Origin of the sequence: Stutzerimonas decontaminans, from assembly GCF_000661915.1 — a bacterium.
In the GTDB taxonomy this organism is placed as follows: Bacteria; Pseudomonadota; Gammaproteobacteria; order Pseudomonadales; family Pseudomonadaceae; genus Stutzerimonas; species Stutzerimonas decontaminans.
The window spans coordinates 3,514,516-3,533,634 of the sequence record NZ_CP007509.1; the positions used below are offsets into that span (position 1 = coordinate 3,514,516).

Annotated in this window: 18 protein-coding genes and 1 tRNA gene; 6 read left to right on the plus strand and 13 right to left on the minus strand. The window is 64.3% G+C overall.

What is annotated here, in order from left to right; genetic code table 11:
• Positions 1–24 precede the first annotated feature (24 nt).
• From UIB01_RS16270 to UIB01_RS16285, 4 genes are all read left to right on the plus strand, one after another.
• A complete protein-coding gene (locus UIB01_RS16270) occupies positions 25–1,524 on the plus strand; it encodes a sigma-54 interaction domain-containing protein (protein ID WP_038662768.1) in 1,500 nt (499 codons plus the stop codon).
• A gap of 111 nt (positions 1,525–1,635) precedes the next feature.
• Positions 1,636–2,034, plus strand: coding sequence for a DoxX family protein (locus tag UIB01_RS16275; protein WP_038662771.1), 399 nt, complete (start codon positions 1,636–1,638; stop codon positions 2,032–2,034).
• Positions 2,035–2,285: 251 nt separating this feature from the next.
• Positions 2,286–4,001, plus strand: a complete 1,716-nt coding sequence (locus tag UIB01_RS16280; RefSeq protein ID WP_038662775.1) for a tannase/feruloyl esterase family alpha/beta hydrolase — start codon at positions 2,286–2,288, stop codon at positions 3,999–4,001.
• A gap of 271 nt (positions 4,002–4,272) precedes the next feature.
• Positions 4,273–5,535 (plus strand): OprD family porin, encoded by a 1,263-nt coding sequence (locus UIB01_RS16285; protein ID WP_038662778.1) that lies wholly within the window; start codon positions 4,273–4,275, stop codon positions 5,533–5,535.
• Positions 5,536–5,658: 123 nt separating this feature from the next.
• On the opposite strand, the gene UIB01_RS23305 is transcribed toward UIB01_RS16285, so the two are convergent.
• The 8 genes from UIB01_RS23305 to otsB all read right to left on the minus strand — a co-directional run bounded on the left by UIB01_RS23305 (position 5,659) and on the right by otsB (position 10,916).
• A complete protein-coding gene (locus UIB01_RS23305; protein WP_180983579.1) occupies positions 5,659–5,820 on the minus strand; it encodes a hypothetical protein in 162 nt (53 codons plus the stop codon).
• Between the two features lie 171 nt (positions 5,821–5,991).
• Positions 5,992–6,201: a hypothetical protein gene (locus UIB01_RS16290; RefSeq protein ID WP_038662782.1), complete on the minus strand. Its 210-nt coding sequence runs from the start codon at positions 6,199–6,201 to the stop codon at positions 5,992–5,994.
• 226 nt (positions 6,202–6,427) lie between these two features.
• Positions 6,428–6,709 carry a hypothetical protein gene (locus UIB01_RS16295; RefSeq protein ID WP_038662785.1) on the minus strand — a complete coding sequence of 94 codons (282 nt, stop codon included), beginning with the start codon at positions 6,707–6,709 and terminating at the stop codon, positions 6,428–6,430.
• 91 nt (positions 6,710–6,800) lie between these two features.
• A tRNA-Met gene (locus UIB01_RS16300) sits at positions 6,801–6,877 on the minus strand.
• Between the two features lie 206 nt (positions 6,878–7,083).
• Positions 7,084–7,983 (minus strand): DMT family transporter, encoded by a 900-nt coding sequence (locus UIB01_RS16305; protein WP_038662788.1) that lies wholly within the window; start codon positions 7,981–7,983, stop codon positions 7,084–7,086.
• Positions 7,983–8,627, minus strand: a complete 645-nt coding sequence (gene can, locus UIB01_RS16310) for a carbonate dehydratase (protein WP_003298965.1) — start codon at positions 8,625–8,627, stop codon at positions 7,983–7,985. Before can ends, UIB01_RS16305 begins: the two co-directional genes overlap by 1 nt.
• A gap of 80 nt (positions 8,628–8,707) precedes the next feature.
• A complete protein-coding gene (gene otsA, locus UIB01_RS16315) occupies positions 8,708–10,123 on the minus strand; it encodes an alpha,alpha-trehalose-phosphate synthase (UDP-forming) (RefSeq protein WP_038662793.1) in 1,416 nt (471 codons plus the stop codon).
• 16 nt (positions 10,124–10,139) lie between these two features.
• The gene (otsB, locus tag UIB01_RS16320; RefSeq protein ID WP_038662797.1) at positions 10,140–10,916 is read right to left on the minus strand and encodes a trehalose-phosphatase; all 777 of its coding nucleotides are present in this window, start codon (positions 10,914–10,916) and stop codon (positions 10,140–10,142) included.
• Positions 10,917–11,095: 179 nt separating this feature from the next.
• Between otsB and UIB01_RS16325 the strand changes: the two genes are divergently transcribed.
• A complete protein-coding gene (locus UIB01_RS16325) occupies positions 11,096–11,638 on the plus strand; it encodes a hypothetical protein (RefSeq protein ID WP_038662798.1) in 543 nt (180 codons plus the stop codon).
• Between the two features lie 380 nt (positions 11,639–12,018).
• On the opposite strand, the gene rimI is transcribed toward UIB01_RS16325, so the two are convergent.
• The 5 genes from rimI to UIB01_RS16350 all read right to left on the minus strand — a co-directional run bounded on the left by rimI (position 12,019) and on the right by UIB01_RS16350 (position 17,540).
• Positions 12,019–12,471, minus strand: coding sequence for a ribosomal protein S18-alanine N-acetyltransferase (gene rimI / locus UIB01_RS16330; RefSeq protein ID WP_038662801.1), 453 nt, complete (start codon positions 12,469–12,471; stop codon positions 12,019–12,021).
• A complete protein-coding gene (locus UIB01_RS16335) occupies positions 12,464–13,288 on the minus strand; it encodes a hypothetical protein (protein WP_038662804.1) in 825 nt (274 codons plus the stop codon). Before UIB01_RS16335 ends, rimI begins: the two co-directional genes overlap by 8 nt.
• Positions 13,285–14,829 (minus strand): 2-isopropylmalate synthase, encoded by a 1,545-nt coding sequence (locus UIB01_RS16340; protein WP_038662807.1) that lies wholly within the window; start codon positions 14,827–14,829, stop codon positions 13,285–13,287. Before UIB01_RS16340 ends, UIB01_RS16335 begins: the two co-directional genes overlap by 4 nt.
• Before the next feature lie 345 nt (positions 14,830–15,174).
• Positions 15,175–16,416 (minus strand): saccharopine dehydrogenase family protein, encoded by a 1,242-nt coding sequence (locus tag UIB01_RS16345; RefSeq protein ID WP_038662810.1) that lies wholly within the window; start codon positions 16,414–16,416, stop codon positions 15,175–15,177.
• Positions 16,417–16,442: 26 nt separating this feature from the next.
• Positions 16,443–17,540: a carboxynorspermidine decarboxylase gene (locus tag UIB01_RS16350; RefSeq protein ID WP_038662812.1), complete on the minus strand. Its 1,098-nt coding sequence runs from the start codon at positions 17,538–17,540 to the stop codon at positions 16,443–16,445.
• Positions 17,541–17,849: 309 nt separating this feature from the next.
• Between UIB01_RS16350 and mksB the strand changes: the two genes are divergently transcribed.
• Positions 17,850–19,091: an Mks condensin complex protein MksB gene (gene mksB, locus UIB01_RS16355; protein ID WP_180983578.1), complete on the plus strand. Its 1,242-nt coding sequence runs from the start codon at positions 17,850–17,852 to the stop codon at positions 19,089–19,091.
• Positions 19,092–19,119: the final 28 nt, after the last annotated feature.

Here is a 19,119-nt window from a genome sequence, read left to right on the forward strand (position 1 = left end):
GACCAAGAACGGACCTGACTGCCCATGAGCATTGCCCGCGACGCACTCGACAACCACGGCCTGATCGTTGGCGTTTCCCCGGAACGCTTCCGTGCCGTGGCCATGCCGCTGCTGTTCGATCACCTGAACGCGCAGTGCGAGGGCACCATCGCGGTCAACCGCCAGGCGCGCATCGTCTGGATCAACGACAAGTACGCCGAGAAGGTCGGCATCCGCGACCCATCCAGCGTGCTCGGCAAGGAGATCGAGGAAGTGCTGCCGGCCAGCCGCCTGCGCGAGGTGGTGGAAAGCGGCCAGCCGAGCATGCTCGACCTGATGGCCTTCGGCGACGAGCACTTCGTCGTCACCCGCATTCCGCTGCGCGACGAGGACGGCACCCTGGTCGGCGCGCTGGGCTTCGTGCTGTTCGACCGCGCGCGGCATCTCAAGCCGCTGATGTCCAAGTACACCAGCCTGCAGACCCAGCTGGTGGCCACCCAGAACGAATTGGCCAAGGCGCGCCGGGCGCGCTACACCATCGCCGGCTTCATCGGCAACAGCCCGGCCGCCAGCGAGATCAAGCGCCAGGCCCGGCGCGCCGCCCAGCTCGATGCCACGGTGCTGCTGCGTGGCGAGACCGGCACCGGCAAGGAGCTGCTGGCCCAGGGCATCCATAACCTCTCGCCGCGGGCACGCGGGCCCTTCGTCGCGGTCAACGTCGCGGCGATTCCGGAAAGCCTGGTGGAGGCCGAACTGTTCGGCACCGCTCCCGGCGCCTTTACCGGCGCCGACCGCAAGGCGCGCATCGGCAAGTTCGAAGTGGCCAACGGCGGCACGCTGTTCCTTGACGAGATCGGCGACCTGCCGCTGCCGCTGCAGGCCAAGCTCTTGCGCGTACTGCAGGAGCAGGAAGTCGAGCCGCTCGGCTCCAACCAGGTCAAGGCGCTCAACGTGCGGGTGATCGCCGCCACGCATATCGATCTGGAAGCCAAGGTCGCCGCCGGCCAGTTCCGCGACGACCTCTACTACCGCCTCAATGTCCTGGCCCTGCGCGTGCCGCCGTTGCGCGAGCGCAGCAGCGATATCCCCGCCGTGGTCGAACATCTGCTCGACGACATCGCCAACCGCTCCGGGCAGCCACCCATGGAGCTGAGCCCGGAGGCGTTGGCGCTGCTCTGCGCGCAACCCTGGCGCGGCAACGTGCGTGAGCTGGGCAACCTGCTGGAACGCGCACAGCTGTCCGCCGATGGCCCGCAGCTGCAGGCGGCACACTTGATGCCATTGCTCGGCGATCAGGCACGCTCAGTAGACGCCAGCAGCCATCTGGCAGCCGTGTCTCCACCTGCTCAAGCCGCAGCGGCAGCCAGTCTCGAAGAACTGCCGCTGCAACCGCTGGCCCAGACCATCGCCCAGGCCGAGCGTCGCGCGCTGCAAAGCGCATTGCTCGCCTGCAAGGGCAACCGCCGCCGTGCCGCGATGGAACTCGGCATCTCCCGCGCCAGCCTCTACAGCAAGCTGCAGCAACACGGCCTGAGCCAGCGCTGAGCGGTCTAGTCCGAGGGCTGGCCGCCAGTGGCGAGTCGGCAATGTCAAAGCGGCTGATCTACATTGGAGGCAGGGCCGCCGATTCCCGGCGCCGCAAGGGGACGCGCAACGATGACAGACGATGCAGGCAAACTGGTTCTCAGGCTCTCGGTCGGCGTACTGATGCTGCTGCATGGCATCCACAAGCTGCTGCATGGCGTGGACGGCATCGGCGGCATGCTGGCCGGCATGGGGCTGCCGGCCTTTCTCGCCTATGGCGTGTTCCTGGGCGAAGTGGTCGGCCCGCTGCTGGTGATCGTCGGCCTGTACACCTGCCTCGGAGCCCTGCTGATGCTGGGCAACATGGTCGTCGCCCTCGCCCTGGCGCACCGGGCCGAACTGTTCGACATCGGGCCGATGGGTGGCTGGGCCATCGAACTGCAGGGTCTGTTCCTGTTCGGCTCGCTGGCCATCCTGCTGCTCGGCGCCGGGCGCTACAGCGTCGGCGGGCTGAACGGCCGCTACAACTAGCCACCTGAGTGTCCGGCGCGGCGGACAGTCGTCCAGCGCACCGGACACCCTGCCTCGCCCGCCTGAGCCCCAGGCACCCCGCGCAACCTTCCCCGTTATCGACCCGATCCCTGCGCCAGAGCCTTCGCCGCAAGCGCGGCGACCGGCCATCGCCTGCTGCGCGTGCGTCCGTGGCGGTGGCATGGCATTGGCTTGAGCGCTGCTGCGCCCGCGTGGCGCACGGCCCGACAACAAGAAGAAGGAAAGCCTCAATGATGCATTCATCCTGCAACTCGCTTGCGCGCTGTTCCCTGCCCCTGGCCTCCCTCGCCGTGGCGCTGCTGGCCAGCCAGTCCGCTCAGGCGGCAACCTGTACCGAACTGCTGGGCCGCGAGATCCCGGCCCAGGCCATCGGCCTGCCCACTAGCGGTGCCCACGTCACCGCGGCGACCCCGGTGGCAGCCGGGGGCAGCGCACCGCAGACCTTTGGCGCCTATTGCGATGTCAGCGCCGAGATTCGCCCGGTCGACCCCGCCGCACCGGCAATCCGCATGCGCCTGGTGCTGCCCGAACAGTGGAACCGCAAAGCGATGATGTTTGGCGGCGGCGGTTACAACGGCACGGTACCGAACGTCGCCGGCAACGTACCCGCCGGCCCGGTCGATCAACCCACGCCGCTCGGCCGTGGCTACGCGGTGTTCGGCAGCGATTCCGGGCATGTCGCCGATCCGCTGAGCCCCGGCTCCTTCGCCTGGAATGACGAAGCGCTGGCCAACTACGCTCACGATGCGCTGAAGAAGACCCGCGATACCGCCATCTACCTGATCGAACAACGCTACGGCGCCGCGCCCGAGCGCAGCTATTTCGCCGGCGGCTCCACCGGTGGCCGCGAGGCGCTGGCCGTGGTGCAGCAATGGCCGACCGACTTCCACGGCGCCATCGTCCTCTACCCCGCCTACAACGCCCTGGCGCTGGACCTGCAGTTCGGCCGCATCACCCGCGCCCTCGCCCAGCCCGGCGCCTTTCCCAGCCTGGAAAAACGCGCCGCACTGCTGGAAGCCGCGATGCAGGCCTGCGACAAGCTGGATGGCGTGCGCGACGGCGTGATCAGCCATCAGGCCGCGTGCAATACGCAGTTCGACCCGGCCCGTGCCAAGCTCAACGGCAAACCGCTGCGCTGCCCGGGCGGTGCCGACACCTCGCAGCGTTGCCTGTCGGATGCGCAAATCCAGGCGCTGCGGGTGTTCAACAGCCCGATCCGCTTCAACTTCCGGCTGGCCAGCGGCGAGACCCACTACCCCGGCTTCAACACCTGGGGCACCGACCTCGGCCGGCCGGGGGAAGGCCTGCAGCTGGTGGTCAACCGCCTCGGCCTCAACACCCTGCAGCCGAGCTATCCGATGCCCGTGCACGGCACCGGCTTCGCCGAGGGCGCGCCCTACCATTCCGGCTTCTGGGATGAATGGGTGCGCTTCTTCGTGACGCGCAACCCCACCTTCAACTCGCTGACCCTCGACCCGCAGAACCCCGGCCCATGGCAGGCGCGCATCAGCGAGCTGTCGCTGCGCCAGGACGTCAACCGGACCGACCTTTCCGCCTTCGCCCGCAACGGCGGCAAGATCCTCATGGCCCACGGCAGCTCCGACCAGCTGGTGAGCACCCGCGCCACCGCCGAGTATTACGAGCGCGTGCGCCGCGACATGGGACCAGGCAAGACACAGCGCTTCCTGCGCTACTACGAGATCCCCGGCTACGGCCACGCCGCCAGCACCGTGTTCAACGCCGCCTGGGATTCGCTGAGCGCACTGGAAGACTGGGTCGAACAGGGTCGTGCGCCGCGCAAACAGGTCGTCGCCGATAGCGTCGGCGTGCCCGGCCGCACCCGCCCGCTGTGCGAATACCCCGGCTGGCCGAAGTACGTCGGCAAGGGCGATGTGAACGCCGCATCGAGCTTCGTTTGCGTACAGAGCCGTAAGGGCGCCCGCTAGCAGCTGACCGGCGCCAGCTCCCGGGCCGGCGCCCTCCCTCAACCGTCCGCAGCGCTGGACACCGCCCCGCCAAAGCTGGCCGCACGCCATACATGTCCAGCCAGCCGGACGCTTCGCTGACCGCACCCGAGGCCTGCCACCGCACCACGCAACCGCTCTGGCGCGCGGCATTCAGCCGATCAAAGCCGGTACTCCCGCCACTGGCACGCCTTTCGCTCTATGCCCTGTAGCCGCCCGAGAGCGGCCCAAAACAACAACAAGAGGAAATACCATGCGACCGCACCACAAATCCCTCTGCCACATCCTCTGCGGCGGCGCCGTAGTGATCGCCACCGGCCCAGCCAGCGCCGCCTTCGTCGAAGACAGCAAGGCCAGCATCGACCTGCGCAACTTCTACATGAACCGCGACTTCCGCTCCGGCGACGGCCAATCCAAGGCCGAGGAATGGGCCCAGGGCTTCATGCTGAAAATGGAATCCGGCTACACCGAAGGCCCGATCGGCTTCGGCGTCGACGCCATCGGCCTGCTCGGAGTGAAGCTCGATTCCAGCCCCGACCGCGTCGGCACCGGCATCCTGCAGAGCGACCGCGAAGCGCCCAACCGCGCCCAGGACGACTACGGCTCCGCTGGCATCACGGCCAAGGCAAAGCTATCCGCTACTACCCTGCACGTCGGCACCCTGCAACCGATCCTGCCGGTGGTGATGCGCAACGACAGCCGCCTGCTGCCGCAGACCTATCGCGGCGCCTGGCTGCAGAGCAAGGAGATCGAAGGCCTGACCCTGGACCTCGGCAAGCTCGACCGCGTCAACCAGCGCAACTCCTCGGATAACGAGGAAATGACCGCCTTCAACGGCGGCCGCCGCAACATCCAGTTCGGCAGCCAGACCAGCAGCGACGAATTCCTCTTCGCCGGCGCGCGCTACGCCTGGTCGCCCGAGCTCAGCACCAGCTACTACTACGGTGGGCTGGACGGCATCTACGACCAGCACAACCTCAGCTTGGTCCATGTGCTGCCGATCGGCGAGTCGCAGAGCTTCAAGACCGACCTGCGCTATGTACGCTCCACCGACGATGGCGGCAGCAACGTCGACAACGATGCCTTCGGCGCGCTGTTCACCTACAAGCATGGCGGTCACGCCTTTACTGGCGGTTACCAGCACATGAGCGGCGATACCGGTTTCGCCTACGTCGCCGGTGGCGATAACGCGTTGATCAACCTGCTGCAGATCAACGACTTCGGTAACCAGGACGAGCGTTCCTGGCAGGTCCGCTACGACTACGACTTCGCCGCCATGGGCATTCCCGGGCTGAGCCTGATGACCCGCTACGTCTCCGGTGACAACGTCGACCGTGGCGCCGGCGCCAGCGAAGGCAAGACCTGGGAGCGCAACACCGACATCGCCTACGTCATCCAGAGCGGCCCGCTGAAGAACCTCGGCTTCAAGCTGCGCAACGCCACCACGCGCAGCAACTTCCAGAGCGACCTGGACGAGAACCGCTTCATCGTCAGCTACAGCCTGCCACTCTGGTAAGCACCACGCCGCAGCACCTCTCCTCGTTGGACTTCGCCGGGCCCCGCGCCCGGCTTTTTTCCGGGCATGAAAAAGGCGACCCTCGGGCCGCCTCTTCTTCTATCCGTTGCTTCGCCTCTCGACTCAGCCCTGCTTGGGGCCGCGCCGCAGAATCTCGTTCACCCGCTCCGCGGTATACGCCCGCTTCGCCTCATCGCTCGGCTTACTGCGAACATCCAGCATCACACCCGCACTGATTGCCAGCACACAAACCACCACCGAGACCGCAGATAGCAACGTATTCATCACACGCCCTTAAGACAGCAAAGAAAAACCGCTAGCGGAGGATTGCTCCCCGCGAAATGGCGCCGATTCTGCGCCGAGCCATGGGCAGCGTCAACGGCTACCTAAGGCGCCACAGCCCTCTGATACCGCGGCCTTCACAAGACTCTGCTCACTAGCCTATCGCCCTAACCTTCACAGCACAGCAATCTGCAGACTACCCAACGCAAACCGCGCAAACACCGCCCAACCCACGGCACTCAAAACGCCCAACGCCAGATAACCCACCACAATCCCCAACGCGATCTGCTTCCACAATCCGGCGTGGGGATCACGGTTGTAAACGGACGGCTCCACGGAACGAACATCCCGCTCTGCACGGATTTCATCAAAACGGTCAGGCATGGTTTACCTCGGTAAACGGAACAGCAAATAGATGGGACGAAAAAGGCGGCTAGCTTTGGCCAGGGGCCTTGGGATGTCTAGTGGGCGGCAACTAAACGCGAGGAAGGATCGCCAGTCACGAGGGCTACGCGCTATGAGCCGCCTTTTGCGGATCATCTGGAATCAGCACTTCGCTTATCTGCGCGCTTACAGAGCAAGCACTTCGAACAGAAGCGAAGGCTCCGACTCAGAACAAGTGAAACTTAACAAACAGAAACGGGATGATGATCAAGAGCAAAGCCGCATTGTGCTGCCGCCTCGTCAGCCATACAAAAGCAACGAGCGACAACACGGTCGCCGGTAGCAAAAGGAGCTGATAAACATAGAAAGCGACGGCAAAACATTCGGTCTGGTTGTCTTCAGACTCGAGAAAGAACAGACATTCCGTACCCAGCAAACCAAGGGCAGACCACCCAAGCACACCTAGAACCATTGCAGTTCTGAACAGCCATACGGCGATATTCTTCATAGCATCCTTGCCAAAGCGAGCCGTAGCCAGCGTGTAGTCACCGGACAAAACAAAAAAAGCGGTTAGCTTTCGCTAACCGCCTTTCTGTGTCTGGTGGCTACACCGGGACTTGAACCTGGGACATCAGCATTATGAATGCTGCGCTCTAACCAACTGAGCTATGTAGCCAAGTGGCGCGCATTATTCTCTTGTGAATTTGGGCTGTCAACCCTGGCCCGCAGATTTTTTATCCTTTTCAAACGCTTAGTTACGAACGGTCGAGGGCCAGCTTTGGTGTGGGTCGTTCGCCGGCTGCCGCATCGGGATCGCTACTGCCTCGACCCGTGTGATCTAGGCGGGGGCGTGCTCGGCCGCTGCACGGAAAGCCCTGTGGCTTAGCGAAACGACGGCCGCGTGGCCAGCAGCAAGCCGGCGAAGATCAGCGCTCCGCCGATCCAGTGGAAGGGCTGCAGGGCTTCGTCCAGTAGCAGCCAGCCGAGCAGTGCGGTAAACACGGGCATCAGGTAGCTGGCCATGGCGGCCTTGGCGGCGCCGACGACTTTTACGCCGTGGTTCCAGGCGAGGTAGGCGATCAGCGAGGCGAACACGGCGGTGTATCCGATGGCGCCGAGGTTGGTTGGCGTGGCGGCGAAGCCCCCTACCCGGCTCAGTTCGTACAGGTAGAACGGCAGGATCAGCGGCACCCCAAGCAGCATCAGCACGCCGAGCAGCACCAGCGGGGGCACAATGAGGAAACCGGACCAGCGCCGCAGCAGCAGCGTGTACAGCGCCCACACCAGCACGGCCAGCAGCATGATGAGGTCGCCGCGCTGGAACGACAGGCTGGCGAACGTCTGCCAGCTGCCACGGCTGATCAGGTAGAGCAGCCCCGCCGCCGCCACGGCCATGCCGAACCAGGCGCGGCGCAATGGCCATTCACCGAGCAGAAAGCCCGCACCGATAAAGGTCGCCAGTGGCAGGCAGGTGTTCACCAGCGTCAGGTTGATCGCCTCGGTGCTTTGCGCGGCGGTATAGAGCAGTGAGTTGTAGCTGGCAATGCCGAGCGCGGCGATTACCGGCAAGCGCCAGCCGGCAGCACGCAGGTCCGCTCGATGGGTCCAGATGCCTTTCGCCACGAAGGGCAGCAGCAGCGTGGTGGCCAGCACCCAGCGCCAGAACGACAGGCTCAGCGGCGGAATCTGATCGTAAAAGGCACGGGCGACCAGCGCGTTGCCGCTCCAGCAGAGCACAGCGATGAGCAGACCGGCGAATGCCGGGGCGTGGCGGCTGTTCATCAGGCGTTACGCGGCGGACGCAGGCGGTACTGCGACGGCAGCTGATCGAGCCCGCTGACGGTGACGTTGAGGTTCTTCCACAGGCCATCCTTGATGCCGTAGATGCAGCCGTGCACGGCCAGCGGCTGGCCGCGGTGCCAGGCGTTCTGGACGATGGTGGTGTGGCTGACGTTGGCCACCTGCTGGATGACGTTGAGCTCGCAGAGACGGTCGACCTGCTCCTCTTCGCTGGCCAGCTTGGAGAGGTGCACGCGATGCTCGTAGTAGAGGTCACGGATGCTGCGCAGCCAGCCGTCGATCAGGCCCAGCTGGTCGTCGCGCATGGAGGCGCGCACGCCACCGCAGCCGTAATGGCCGGTGACGAGGATGTGTTTGACCTTGAGCACGTCGACCGCGTACTGGATGACCGACAGGCAGTTGAGGTCGGTGTGCAGCACGACATTGGCGACGTTGCGATGAACAAAGAGATCGCCCGGCAACAGGCCGACGATCTCGTTGGCGGGCACGCGGGCATCGGAGCAGCCGATCCACAGGTATTCCGGCGCCTGCTGCTTGGACAGTTTCTCGAAGAAGGTGGGGTCTTCTTCCTTAATGGCCTCGGCCCAGCGGGCGTTGTTCTCGAACAGCGGTTCCAGCTCGCTCATCTACGTTGTCCCTATGGTTCGGCCCCGCACCTTACGAGCCGGTCCGGTCTTTGACAAGCAAGGCCGGCTCGCGCGGGCAATCAGTCCGGCTCGACGAACTCTTCCGTCTCGGTGACTGTGGTGCTGGGCTGGGAGACGAACGAGCGCAGGTCACGCATGAAGTTGTCACGCCAGGCATCCAGATCGGCGGCACGGATGGCGCGCATCAGGTGCTCGTAGCGGTCCTTGCGCTCGGCCAGGGACATGCTCAGCGCGCGGTCGAGGGCTTCGGCCATGCCGACGCAGTCGTACGGGTTGACGATCAACGCGGAGGTCAGCTCGCGCGCGGCGCCGGCAAAGCGCGACAGCACCAGCACGCCGGGATCTTCCGGGTCCTGCGCGGCGACGTATTCCTTGGCGACCAGGTTCATGCCGTCGCGCAGCGGCGTGACGAAGCCGACGTCAGCGGTGCGGAACAGGCCCATCAGCACGCGGCGGTCATAGCTCTTGTTGAGGTAGTGCAGCGGCGTCCAGTCGAGGTCGGAGAGGCGCCCGTTGAGATGCCCGGCCTGACTCTCGAGCTGCTCGCGAATGTGCTGATAGGTGCGCACGTCGGAGCGCGAGGTCGGCGCGATCTGCAGGAACTCGACGTTGTTGCGGTGTTTGGGATAGCGGTCGAGAAACTCTTCATAGGCACGGAAGCGCTCCACCAGCCCTTTGGAGTAGTCCAGGCGGTCGACCGAGATGATGGTCTGGCGGCTGGTGTCGCTGGCCCGACGCATGGGGTGGGCGCGGCCTTTGTAGCCTTCGGCGAGCTGCTGGATTTCGTCCGGCACCACACCGATCGGATACACCCCGGCGCGGAAGTTTTGCCCGTACGCAGTCAGGCTGCCGTCCGGCTCGATCACGCCGCGTACCTCACGGGTAATGTAGTCCTGGAAGGCCAGGCGGTCGGTGTCGGTCTGGAAGCCGATCAGGTCGTAGTAGCAGAGCGTCTTCAGCAGCTCGTTGTGCGGCGGAATCGCGGTGAGGATTTCCGGTGCGGGAAACGGGATGTGCAGGAAGAAGCCGATGCGGTTGCGGATGCCCAGCTGGCGGCAGGCTTCGGCGAAGGGGATCAGGTGATAGTCGTGAATCCAGATGATGTCGTCGGGCTTGAGCAGCGGCTTGAGCTTCTCCGCCAGCATGCCGTTGACCCGTCGATAGCCGTCGTACTCTTCGCGGCTGTAGCGCGCCAGGTCGATGCGGTAGTGGAAGATCGGCCAGAGCGTGTTGTTGGAGAAGCCGCGGTAGTACTGGTCGTAGTCACGCTTGTTCAGCGGCAGCGTGACATAGGTGATGTTGCCCACCTCTTCGGTGCTGATGGTAGGCGTTGCGCTGATCTCGCCGCTCCAGCCGAACCAAATGCCACCGGCCTGGCGCAGCGCATCGTAGACGCCGACCGCCAGACCTCCGGCGGCCACCTTGCCTGGTTTGATGGGCGCCACGCGGTTGGAAACCACTACTAAACGGCTCATGGCAGAAAATCTCGCTCTAATCGGGTTTTGTTATGGGTTCGGCCGACACGCCGAGTTCGTTCAACAGCGCCTCGACCCAGGCGCCGACATCGGCCACCGAGGCCACCCGTTCGCGGGCTTCACTGGGGCCATCGCCGACCTTGATGGATCGCCCGCCGAGTGCATTGACGGCGGCAAAGCCGGCTTCGTCGGTGAGGTCGTCACCAAGAAACACGGGGGTACGACCGGCAAACGGCGCTTCCTGCATGAAGGCGCGGATCACCTCGCCCTTGCTCGCACCGCGAGGCTTGAGCTCGAACACACACTTGCCGGGCTGCAGGGTCAGTACCTCGGCGTAACGCTGGGCGAAGTCTTCGGCCAGGTTGCGGGCAACCTCTTCCAGCTCGGGCGCCTGGCGGAAATGCAGAGCGAAGGCGACGCTCTTGTTCTCCAGATGCAGGTCGGGATGTTCGCTACATGCCTGCTGCAACTCGCGCTGGATTAACTCCAGCGCCTGGCTGTCGAGCGCCAGATTGCGCAGCTTACCCGTGGCATCACGGCGTTCGGCACCGTGTACGCCAGCGGCGGGCAGTTGCAGCGGCGCCAGCAGCGCATCGAGTTGTGCGAGCGGTCGGCCGGAGATCACGGCGACGGGAATGCCGCCAGCATGCAGGCGTTCCAAGGCCGCGAGGGTGGCCGGTGGAATGAAGACGAGTTCTGGTCGCGGCTGAATCTCAGCCAGCGTTCCGTCAACATCGAAGAAGAAGGCGTAGCGCCGTGCCTCTGGCGCGGGTTGGTCGTTTTGATCATTCATGCAAAGTAGGACTCCAGATCACGCGCGGTGGTTCGTCCCCCTTTTCACCAATACGGTCAGGCATCTACGGCAACGGGAAAGGATGGACCCGAACGGTGATTCCGGCCAGCCGGAGCCTGAATCTTCCACGTGCGGCCAGGTCACAACCTGCAAGACCGATGTCCTGACAGGAGACGATCATGAGCGATCAAAAACCCTACACCCCGACGGAAATCGACGACACCGAAGACCGCATGGGCTCAATCGAACAGCTCGATTTCGACCAGCGCCGCGACGAGCGCAAGGGCCGCATCGGTGACGAAGTGCCCGGTGAGCAGGTGGCCGATGAGTTCACCGCCGACCGCGCCGCCGAAGCAGGCATGACGGCCGGCGAAGTGCCGGATGGCGAAACCACCATGGATGACATGGCGCCGGAAACGCTGATTCCCGAGGACGGTGCGCGCGGGCCGAATGAACGTGGCCATGGCGAGCCGGCGGATCAGGATCTGAGCGTGGTTTCAGAGCATGAGATCGGCGCCGACGTGGATCTCGACGAAGCCGAACTCGGCCGCTACGACCCGCTCGACGGCAAACCCTGGGATGGCCCGGCCGAAGGCGACGAAGACACCGGCCTCAGTAGCGGTGAGGCGGTTTTGCGCGAGGACGACAGCGTGCTGTCGGATGAAGAACTGGAAGGCGAAGCGCCGCTGGATTCAGGCCGGGACAAGTGGCCGGGGGAATAGAGCGGCCTCGTCCGACTTCCACAGGGCGTAGGGTGGATGTCGCTTTTTACATCCACCATGACACGTTCACGTGTGGATCGGTGAGGCGTGATCCACCCTACGATTGCGACGCTGCCACAGAGGTGATCCTACTCACCAGGGCCTTCTTCGCGATCTTCCGCTGACGGCACTAGCGAGCAGCGCGGCCAAAGCCGCTCCTGCATTCGACCGAGTAGGCGTAGGGTGGATGTCGTTTTTCACATCCACCATGACGTGAGCACGGTGGATCGGTGGATCGTGATCCACCCTACGACTGCAATCCCGACGTCAGACAGATCGGGAATCGCGAGACGTGGGTCCAGCGCACTCCAGCCCAGAGCCACGGCCTCAGCCCGCAGTAATCAATCCAGCAACGTGCAGGCCATCACCAGCGCATCTTCACGGCCGTCTGCCGCCGGGTAGTACGCACGGCGCCGGCCGACTTCGTTGAAGCCAAAACGCTCGTAAAGCCGATAGGCCGTGGTATTGCTCGCACGCACTTCGAGAAAGCACTCGCGCCCGCCGCGTTCGCGGGCGCGCTCCATCAGGTGCTCGAGCAGGCGCAGGCCGAGGCCGCGGCCCTGGCTTTGCGGCTTGACGGTGATGTTGAGCAGGTGCGCTTCGTCGAGGATCAGGTTGATCACGCCGTGACCGACCTGCTGCTCGCCCTCGAACATCACCCAGCACTCGTAGGCGCTCAGCGCATCGTTGAAGATGCCGCGCGTCCAGGGATGGCTAAAGGCGGCATATTCGATCTTCAACACGGCTTCGATGTCCGCCGCGGTCATCGGGCGGAAGCTGACAGCATCACTCATCACGCGAACTACCTATATGCCAGCGCGGCATGCTGCGGCGCAGGGTTTTCCACAGCTCGGCCTTGGCAGCCGGCTGCTCCATCAGCTGTTCCAGGCCGGGCATCGCCAGTGCGCGACCGAGCCCTTCGACAGCCAGTTCGCGATAGCAGGCGTCGACATCCACTTCACCGGCGAAACGTAGCGCCGGGCGGCCGATCAGCCAGATGCAATCGCAGCCCATGTTTTCCAGCTCGGCGGCCATCACGCCCTGCACGTAATCGCGTGCGGCCTCGCCACCCTGATCGAGGCTGCCCTTGTTCAGCAGCGGCCAGCGGATCGGCTCGCCATCACCAACCTGCTGCGGCTTATCCGGCAGGCGTGCCGCGCGCAGCAGGTCCTTGAGCAGGATGTAGGCCGGGTCGCGGCTCTGGAAGGATTCGCCGGTGGGCAATTCCACCACCAGCAAGACATTGCCGGCGCGCAGCAACTGCAGCGAGAAGCGTGGCGGCGGCTCGATGGGTTTGGCCGGCTCGGCCAGTTGCTCTTCCGCCGCGGCAGCAACCGGCTCCGGCTGCTTGGGCTCCGGCATAACGATACGTGGGCGCGGCGCTTGCGGCGGCTCGACTGCAGGTGCTGCGGGTGCCCGTTCCACTACCGGCGCGGCCACCGGCACCTCGGCTGCTGGCGGAGCGGCGGCAACGTCCGGCTCCGCATCGAGCGCGACTGGCAGCAGCAACTCCGGCCGCGACGGTGCGGCGAACGGCAGCTCAGTACGCGGCAGCCAGCTGGCCACCTGCATGGCGTCGAGGTAGGCGCGACGCCGGGCTTCGTTGATCAAACGCCCTCCACCTGCGGATGTGCCTTGGCGCCGACCTGCATCAGATTCAGCGCGTTGAGGTAAGCCTTGGCCGAAGCGACGACGATATCGGTATCGGCGCCGTTGCCATTGACGATGCGCCCGCCCTTCTCCAGTCGCACGGTCACTTCGCCCTGGGAATCGGTGCCCTGGGTGATGGCGTTGACCGAATACAGCTGCAACGTGGCGCCCGACTCGGCGACCGCCTCAATGGCTTTGAAGGTGGCGTCCACCGGGCCGGAGCCTTGGGCTTGGGCGCTGCGCTCGACGCCGTCGACGCTGAGCACTAGCTTGGCCTCGGGGATCGTGCCGGTCTTGCTCGCGACTTCCAGGCTGGCCAGCTTGAAGTGCTCTGGCGCTTCGTTGGCCAGGGTGTCTGAGACCAGCGCCTGCAGGTCTTCGTCGAAGATTTCGTGCTTCTTGTCGGCGAGCTCCTTGAAGCGGGCGAACGCCGCATTCAGCTCGTCGCCTTCGAGCACGATGCCCAGCTCATCCAGGCGCGAACGGAACGCGGCGCGGCCGGAGTGCTTGCCCATGACCATCTTGTTGGCGTTCCAGCCGACTGACTGGGCGGACATGATCTCGTAGGTTTCGCGGTGCTTGAGCACGCCGTCCTGGTGGATGCCGGACTCGTGGGCAAAGGCGTTGGCGCCGACGATGGCCTTGTTCGGCTGCACCGGGAAGCCGGTGATGCCCGAGACCAGACGCGAGGCGGCGAGGATGTGCTCGGTCTCGATGCGGGTGTGCACGTTGAGCAGGTCCTGGCGGGTCTTGATCGCCATGACGATCTCTTCCAGCGCGGCGTTGCCGGCACGCTCGCCGAGGCCGTTGATGGTGCATTCCACCTGGCGCGCACCAGCGACCACTGCAGCTAGGGAGTTGGCCACGGCTAGGCCCAGGTCGTTATGGCAATGCACGGAGAACACCGCCTTGTCGGCATTGGGGATGCGCTCGAGCAGCTGGCGGATGGTCTCGGCGTACTGGTGCGGGATGGCGTAGCCGACGGTGTCCGGGATGTTGATGGTGCGCGCACCGGCGTCGATGGCGGCTTCGATGATGCGGCAGAGGAAATCGATCTCGGAGCGCCCGGCATCCTCGCAGGAGAACTCCACGTCGGCGCACAGGCTGCGCGCCTTTTTCACCGCGCGCACGGCCTGCTCCACCACCTGATCTGGCTGCATGCGCAGTTTGTACTGCATGTGGATCGGGCTGGTGGCGATAAAGGTGTGGATGCGCCCGGAGTTGGCGCCGGCCAGCGCTTCGGCAGCGCGTTCGATGTCGGCATCGACGGCCCGCGCCAGGCTGCACACGGTGCTGTCCTTGATGTTGTCGGCGACCAGCTTCACCGCGGCGAAGTCGCCGGGGCTGGCGATAGCAAAGCCTGCCTCGATCACGTCCACCTTCAGCCGCTCCAGCGCCCGGGCGATGCGCAGCTTTTCCTCACCGGTCATGGAAGCGCCGGGGCTCTGCTCGCCGTCGCGCAGGGTGGTGTCGAAGATGATGACGCGATCATTGCTGCTCATAGGAAATCCTCACGGCTGCCGAGCGCCTCTCAGGGGGCGCTGTAGTCCGCGGATTGTCGCGTGAAATGAACAAAGCGGGAAGGCGAAGCTGCGTTTGGCTTGGGTTGTTGTCGCGTAGGGTGGAAAACCGCGAAGCGTTTTCCACCAGCGTTCCCCGTCGGTGGAAAAGCCTTCGGCGTTTTCCACCCTACGCCAGAAAACACAAAGCCCGCCTTTAGGCGGGCTTTAGGCTGATCGAGCGAGCTAGAGCCATGCAAGGCAAAAACAGGCGAGGAAGCGGAGTTTACTGCTGTAAATGAGCATTCCGAGCCTGTTTTTAACGCAGCAGGGCCGACGCGCAGCCGATCAAGCCTGATCCCAGGCCCGATCGCCGCGCTCATCCTTGATGCGGGTCGGCAGCCCCATCACATCGAGCAGCTTGAGGAACGGCTGGGCCGGCAGCTCTTCGACGTTGACCATGCGCTGCGCATCCCACTCGCCACGCGCTACCAGCAGCGCGGCGGCAACCGGCGGTACGCCGGCGGTGTAGGAGATGCCCTGGCTGTCGGTCTCGGCATAGGCTTCTTCATGGTCGGCGACGTTGTAGATGAACAGCTCGCGCGGCTCCCCATCCTTCGTGCCTTTGACCAGATCGCCAATGCAGGTCTTGCCGGTGTAGCCCGGTGCCAACGAGGCGGGATCGGGCAGCACGGCCTTGACCACCTTGAGCGGAACCACTTCCAGGCCTTCGGCGGTGCGCACCGGCTGCTCGGAGAGTAGGCCAAGGCTGTTCAGCACGGTGAAGACGTTGATGTAATGCTCGCCGAAGCTCATCCAGAAACGGATGTTCGGCACGTCGAGGTGCTTGGAGAGCGAGTGCACCTCATCATGACCGGTCAGGTAGAGGCTCTGTTCGCCCACGACCGGCAGGTCGTCGGTGCGTTTGACCTCGAACATGCGATTGGTCGCCCACTGGCTGTTCTGCCAGCTGTAAACCTGACCGGTGAATTCGCGGAAATTGATTTCCGGGTCGAAATTGGTGGCGAAATACTTGCCGTGCGAACCGGCGTTGACGTCGAGGATGTCAATCGACTCGATCTTGTCGAAGTATTCCTGCTGCGCCAGGGCAGCGTAAGCGTTGACCACGCCCGGGTCGAAACCGACGCCGAGGATGGCGGTGACGCCCTTTTCCTGGCACTCGGCCAGGTGTTTCCACTCGTAGTTGCCATACCACGGCGGCGTTTCGCAGATCTTGCCCGGCTCTTCGTGGATCGCAGTATCGAGATACGCGGCGCCGGTGTCGATGCAGGCGCGCAGCACGGACATGTTGAGAAAGGCAGAACCTACGTTGATGACGATCTGCGATTCGGTTTCACGGATCAGTGCCTTGGTCGCTTCCACGTCCATGGCGTCCAGCGCATAGGCCTTGATCTCGCCAGGCTGCTTGAGCCCGCCCTTGGCTTGCACGCTGTCGATGATGGCCTGGCATTTGGAGATGTTGCGCGACGCGATAGCAATACGACCGAGTTCGTCGTTGTGCTGCGCGCACTTATGGGCCACCACCTTGGCGACACCTCCTGCACCAATGATAAGAACGTTTTTCTTCAATTGTTTCACCCCCTTGTACTGCGGCCTCAGGAAAGGCTGGACAGATAATCGTTAAAGTCGAACTCACGAACCACCTCGACGCTGCCGTCGAGCTGCTTTACCACGATGGACGGCATTTTCAGGCCGTTGAACCAGTTTTTCTTGACCATGGTGTAGCCCGCCGCGTCGATGAACGACAGCCGATCGCCGATGGCCAGCGGACGATCGAATTGGTATTCGCCGAAGATGTCGCCGGCCAGACAGGATTTGCCGCACACCATGTAGCTGTGCTCGCCGTCGTTGGGCGCCATCTTGGCGTTGAGGCGGTAGATCAGCAGGTCGAGCATGTGCGCCTCGATGGAGCTGTCGACCACCGCAAGACTCTTGCCGTTGTAAAGGGTGTCGAGCACCGTGACTTCCAGCGAGGCGCTCATGGTGATCGCCGCCTCGCCCGGCTCCAGGTAGACCTGCACGCCGAATTTTTCCGAGAAGGCTTTCAGCCGCGCACAGAAGGCATCGAGCGGATAGCCTTCGCCGGTGAAGTGGATACCGCCGCCGAGGCTGACCCACTCGACCTTTTCCAGCAGGTGGCCGAAGCGTTCCTCGATGGTGGTCAGCATCTGGTCGAACAGCTCGAAGCTGGAGTTCTCACAGTTGTTGTGGAACATGAAGCCGCTGATCTTGCCGATCACCGCCTCGATCTTCGCCGGGTCGTGCTCGCCCAGGCGGCTGAACGGCCGCGCCGGATCGGCGAGCAGGTAATCCGAGCTGCTCACCTGCGGATTGACGCGCAGGCCACGGATGGTGCCCTCGGTGCCGGCCTCGAAGCGCTCCAGCTGGCCAATGGAGTTGAAGATGATCTTGTCGCAGTTGGCGACCATCTCTTCGATCTCGTCGTCGGCCCAGGCCACGCTGTAGGCATGGGTTTCGCCGGCGAACTTCTGCCGGCCGAGCTTGAGTTCGTACAGCGACGATGACGTGGTGCCATCCATGTACTGCTGCATCAGGTCGAACACCGACCAGGTGGCGAAGCACTTGAGCGCCAGCAGTGCCTTGGCACCGGACTGTTCGCGCACGTAGGCGATCTTCTCCAGATTGCCCAGGAGCTTCTGCTTATCGATGAGGTAATACGGCGTCTTGATCATGTCTAGGTGCCCCCAGGTAGTTCGCCCCGGCGGGAGCCGGCAGCTCCCCGTTTGCAAAAGCCGCGAATTGTGCCGATTACCAACGCATATCGGAATAGTTTTTCAACACTTCGTCATGATTCAGGACATCCGGTAATGCCACTACCGGCGGCTAATGCCGATGGCAGACAGCCTAGCCCAGGTGCGATGACGTTCGGGTGAATTACCCGCCTGACGTCACGTAGTGCGTTTCCAGTCGCCGGGAGGCCCTTCACCCGGAGCTCAATGCAGTACAATTCGCGCTTTTTCACTGGCTGGACTGGCGCCCCGATGATCGAACCCAAGCGCGTACTGCGTGCCCTCGCCGAACACTGGACGTTGCTCGAGCCACTGTGCGAGCGTTTCGACGCCGGCACCCTGAGCCTGATCGAACTTCGTCATCAGCTGGCCGCGCAACTGCCGGAAGGCACGCCCACCGACATTACCGCCCTGCTCGACCAGTGGATCCGCCTGGATATCCTGGTGCCGGTGGCCAAAAGCCCCAACCGCTTCGAGCTGAACGCGCAGATCCACGATTTCCTCGCTTACCTGCGCCGCGAGCACCGTCTCGGCCTGTGCCTGGAGATCGAAGCCTACCTGCGCCACCTGGAGCGCCTGGCCGGGCATATCCTCGATGCTTTCGAGATTCGCGACGGCAACGACCTGGCCCGCCAGCTTCGCCTGCTCGACATGCGCGTGCGCGATGTATTGAAGAAGCTCGACAACGACGAACAGGCCCTGGTCGCCGTGGCCGACCGGGCCAAGACCAGCGACCGCCAGATTCCACTGCGCCAGCGCTATGCCGAAGTCCTGGCGACCTGGGACGAGTACGTCGAGCCGATGATCCAGCTGGTCTCCGCCGATGGCGCCTTCGAGCAGGGCGTGCATCGCGTCGAGCAGGTGCTGATGAAACTGCTCGGCGAGCAGCAGCGCATCGGCCAGCTGGTGGACGACGACCTCTTGCTGCGCACCCATGCGCGCATCCTCGAAATGCAGACCACCGCCCAGCTGACCCTGCGCAAGGCCCGCGAGCTGCTGCTGCCGCTGCGCGAGGAAGCCCGTCGGCACAACGCCGTGACCCGCGGCGCCGCGCTGGCGCTGTCAGCGATCCGCAAGAAGGGCCTGGATGCCGTGCCGCAGGCTTCACTGCCGCTGTTCACCCGTCCGCAGAGCACCTTTCTCGGCACCGCCAGCCAGGTCGAAGCCTACGTCTATGCCCTGGCCCGCTTCGAGCCGAAGCCGGCGCAGTTCCCGCGGGCCAGCGGCAAACGCAAGGGCGAGCAGCCGCGCGCACCGCGCACCGCTAGAGAGATGATCGAGCGCTGCCAGCAGGCACTGCCGCTGCCGGACCTGATGGCCTGGCTGCTGGAACAGGAACCCGAGGGCGCCACCGACGAGCTGCTCTATTGGTTTTCGCGCCTGTCCCGCGACGCCCGCTTCCAGCGCGACCGCCTGGAGCGTCGTGAATACCTGACCCGCGAGCACCGCGTCAGCCTCAGCTCGTTTGCGCTGGTAGCCAACGCCAATGGCTGATTCCTATGTAGGGTGGACAACGCGCAGC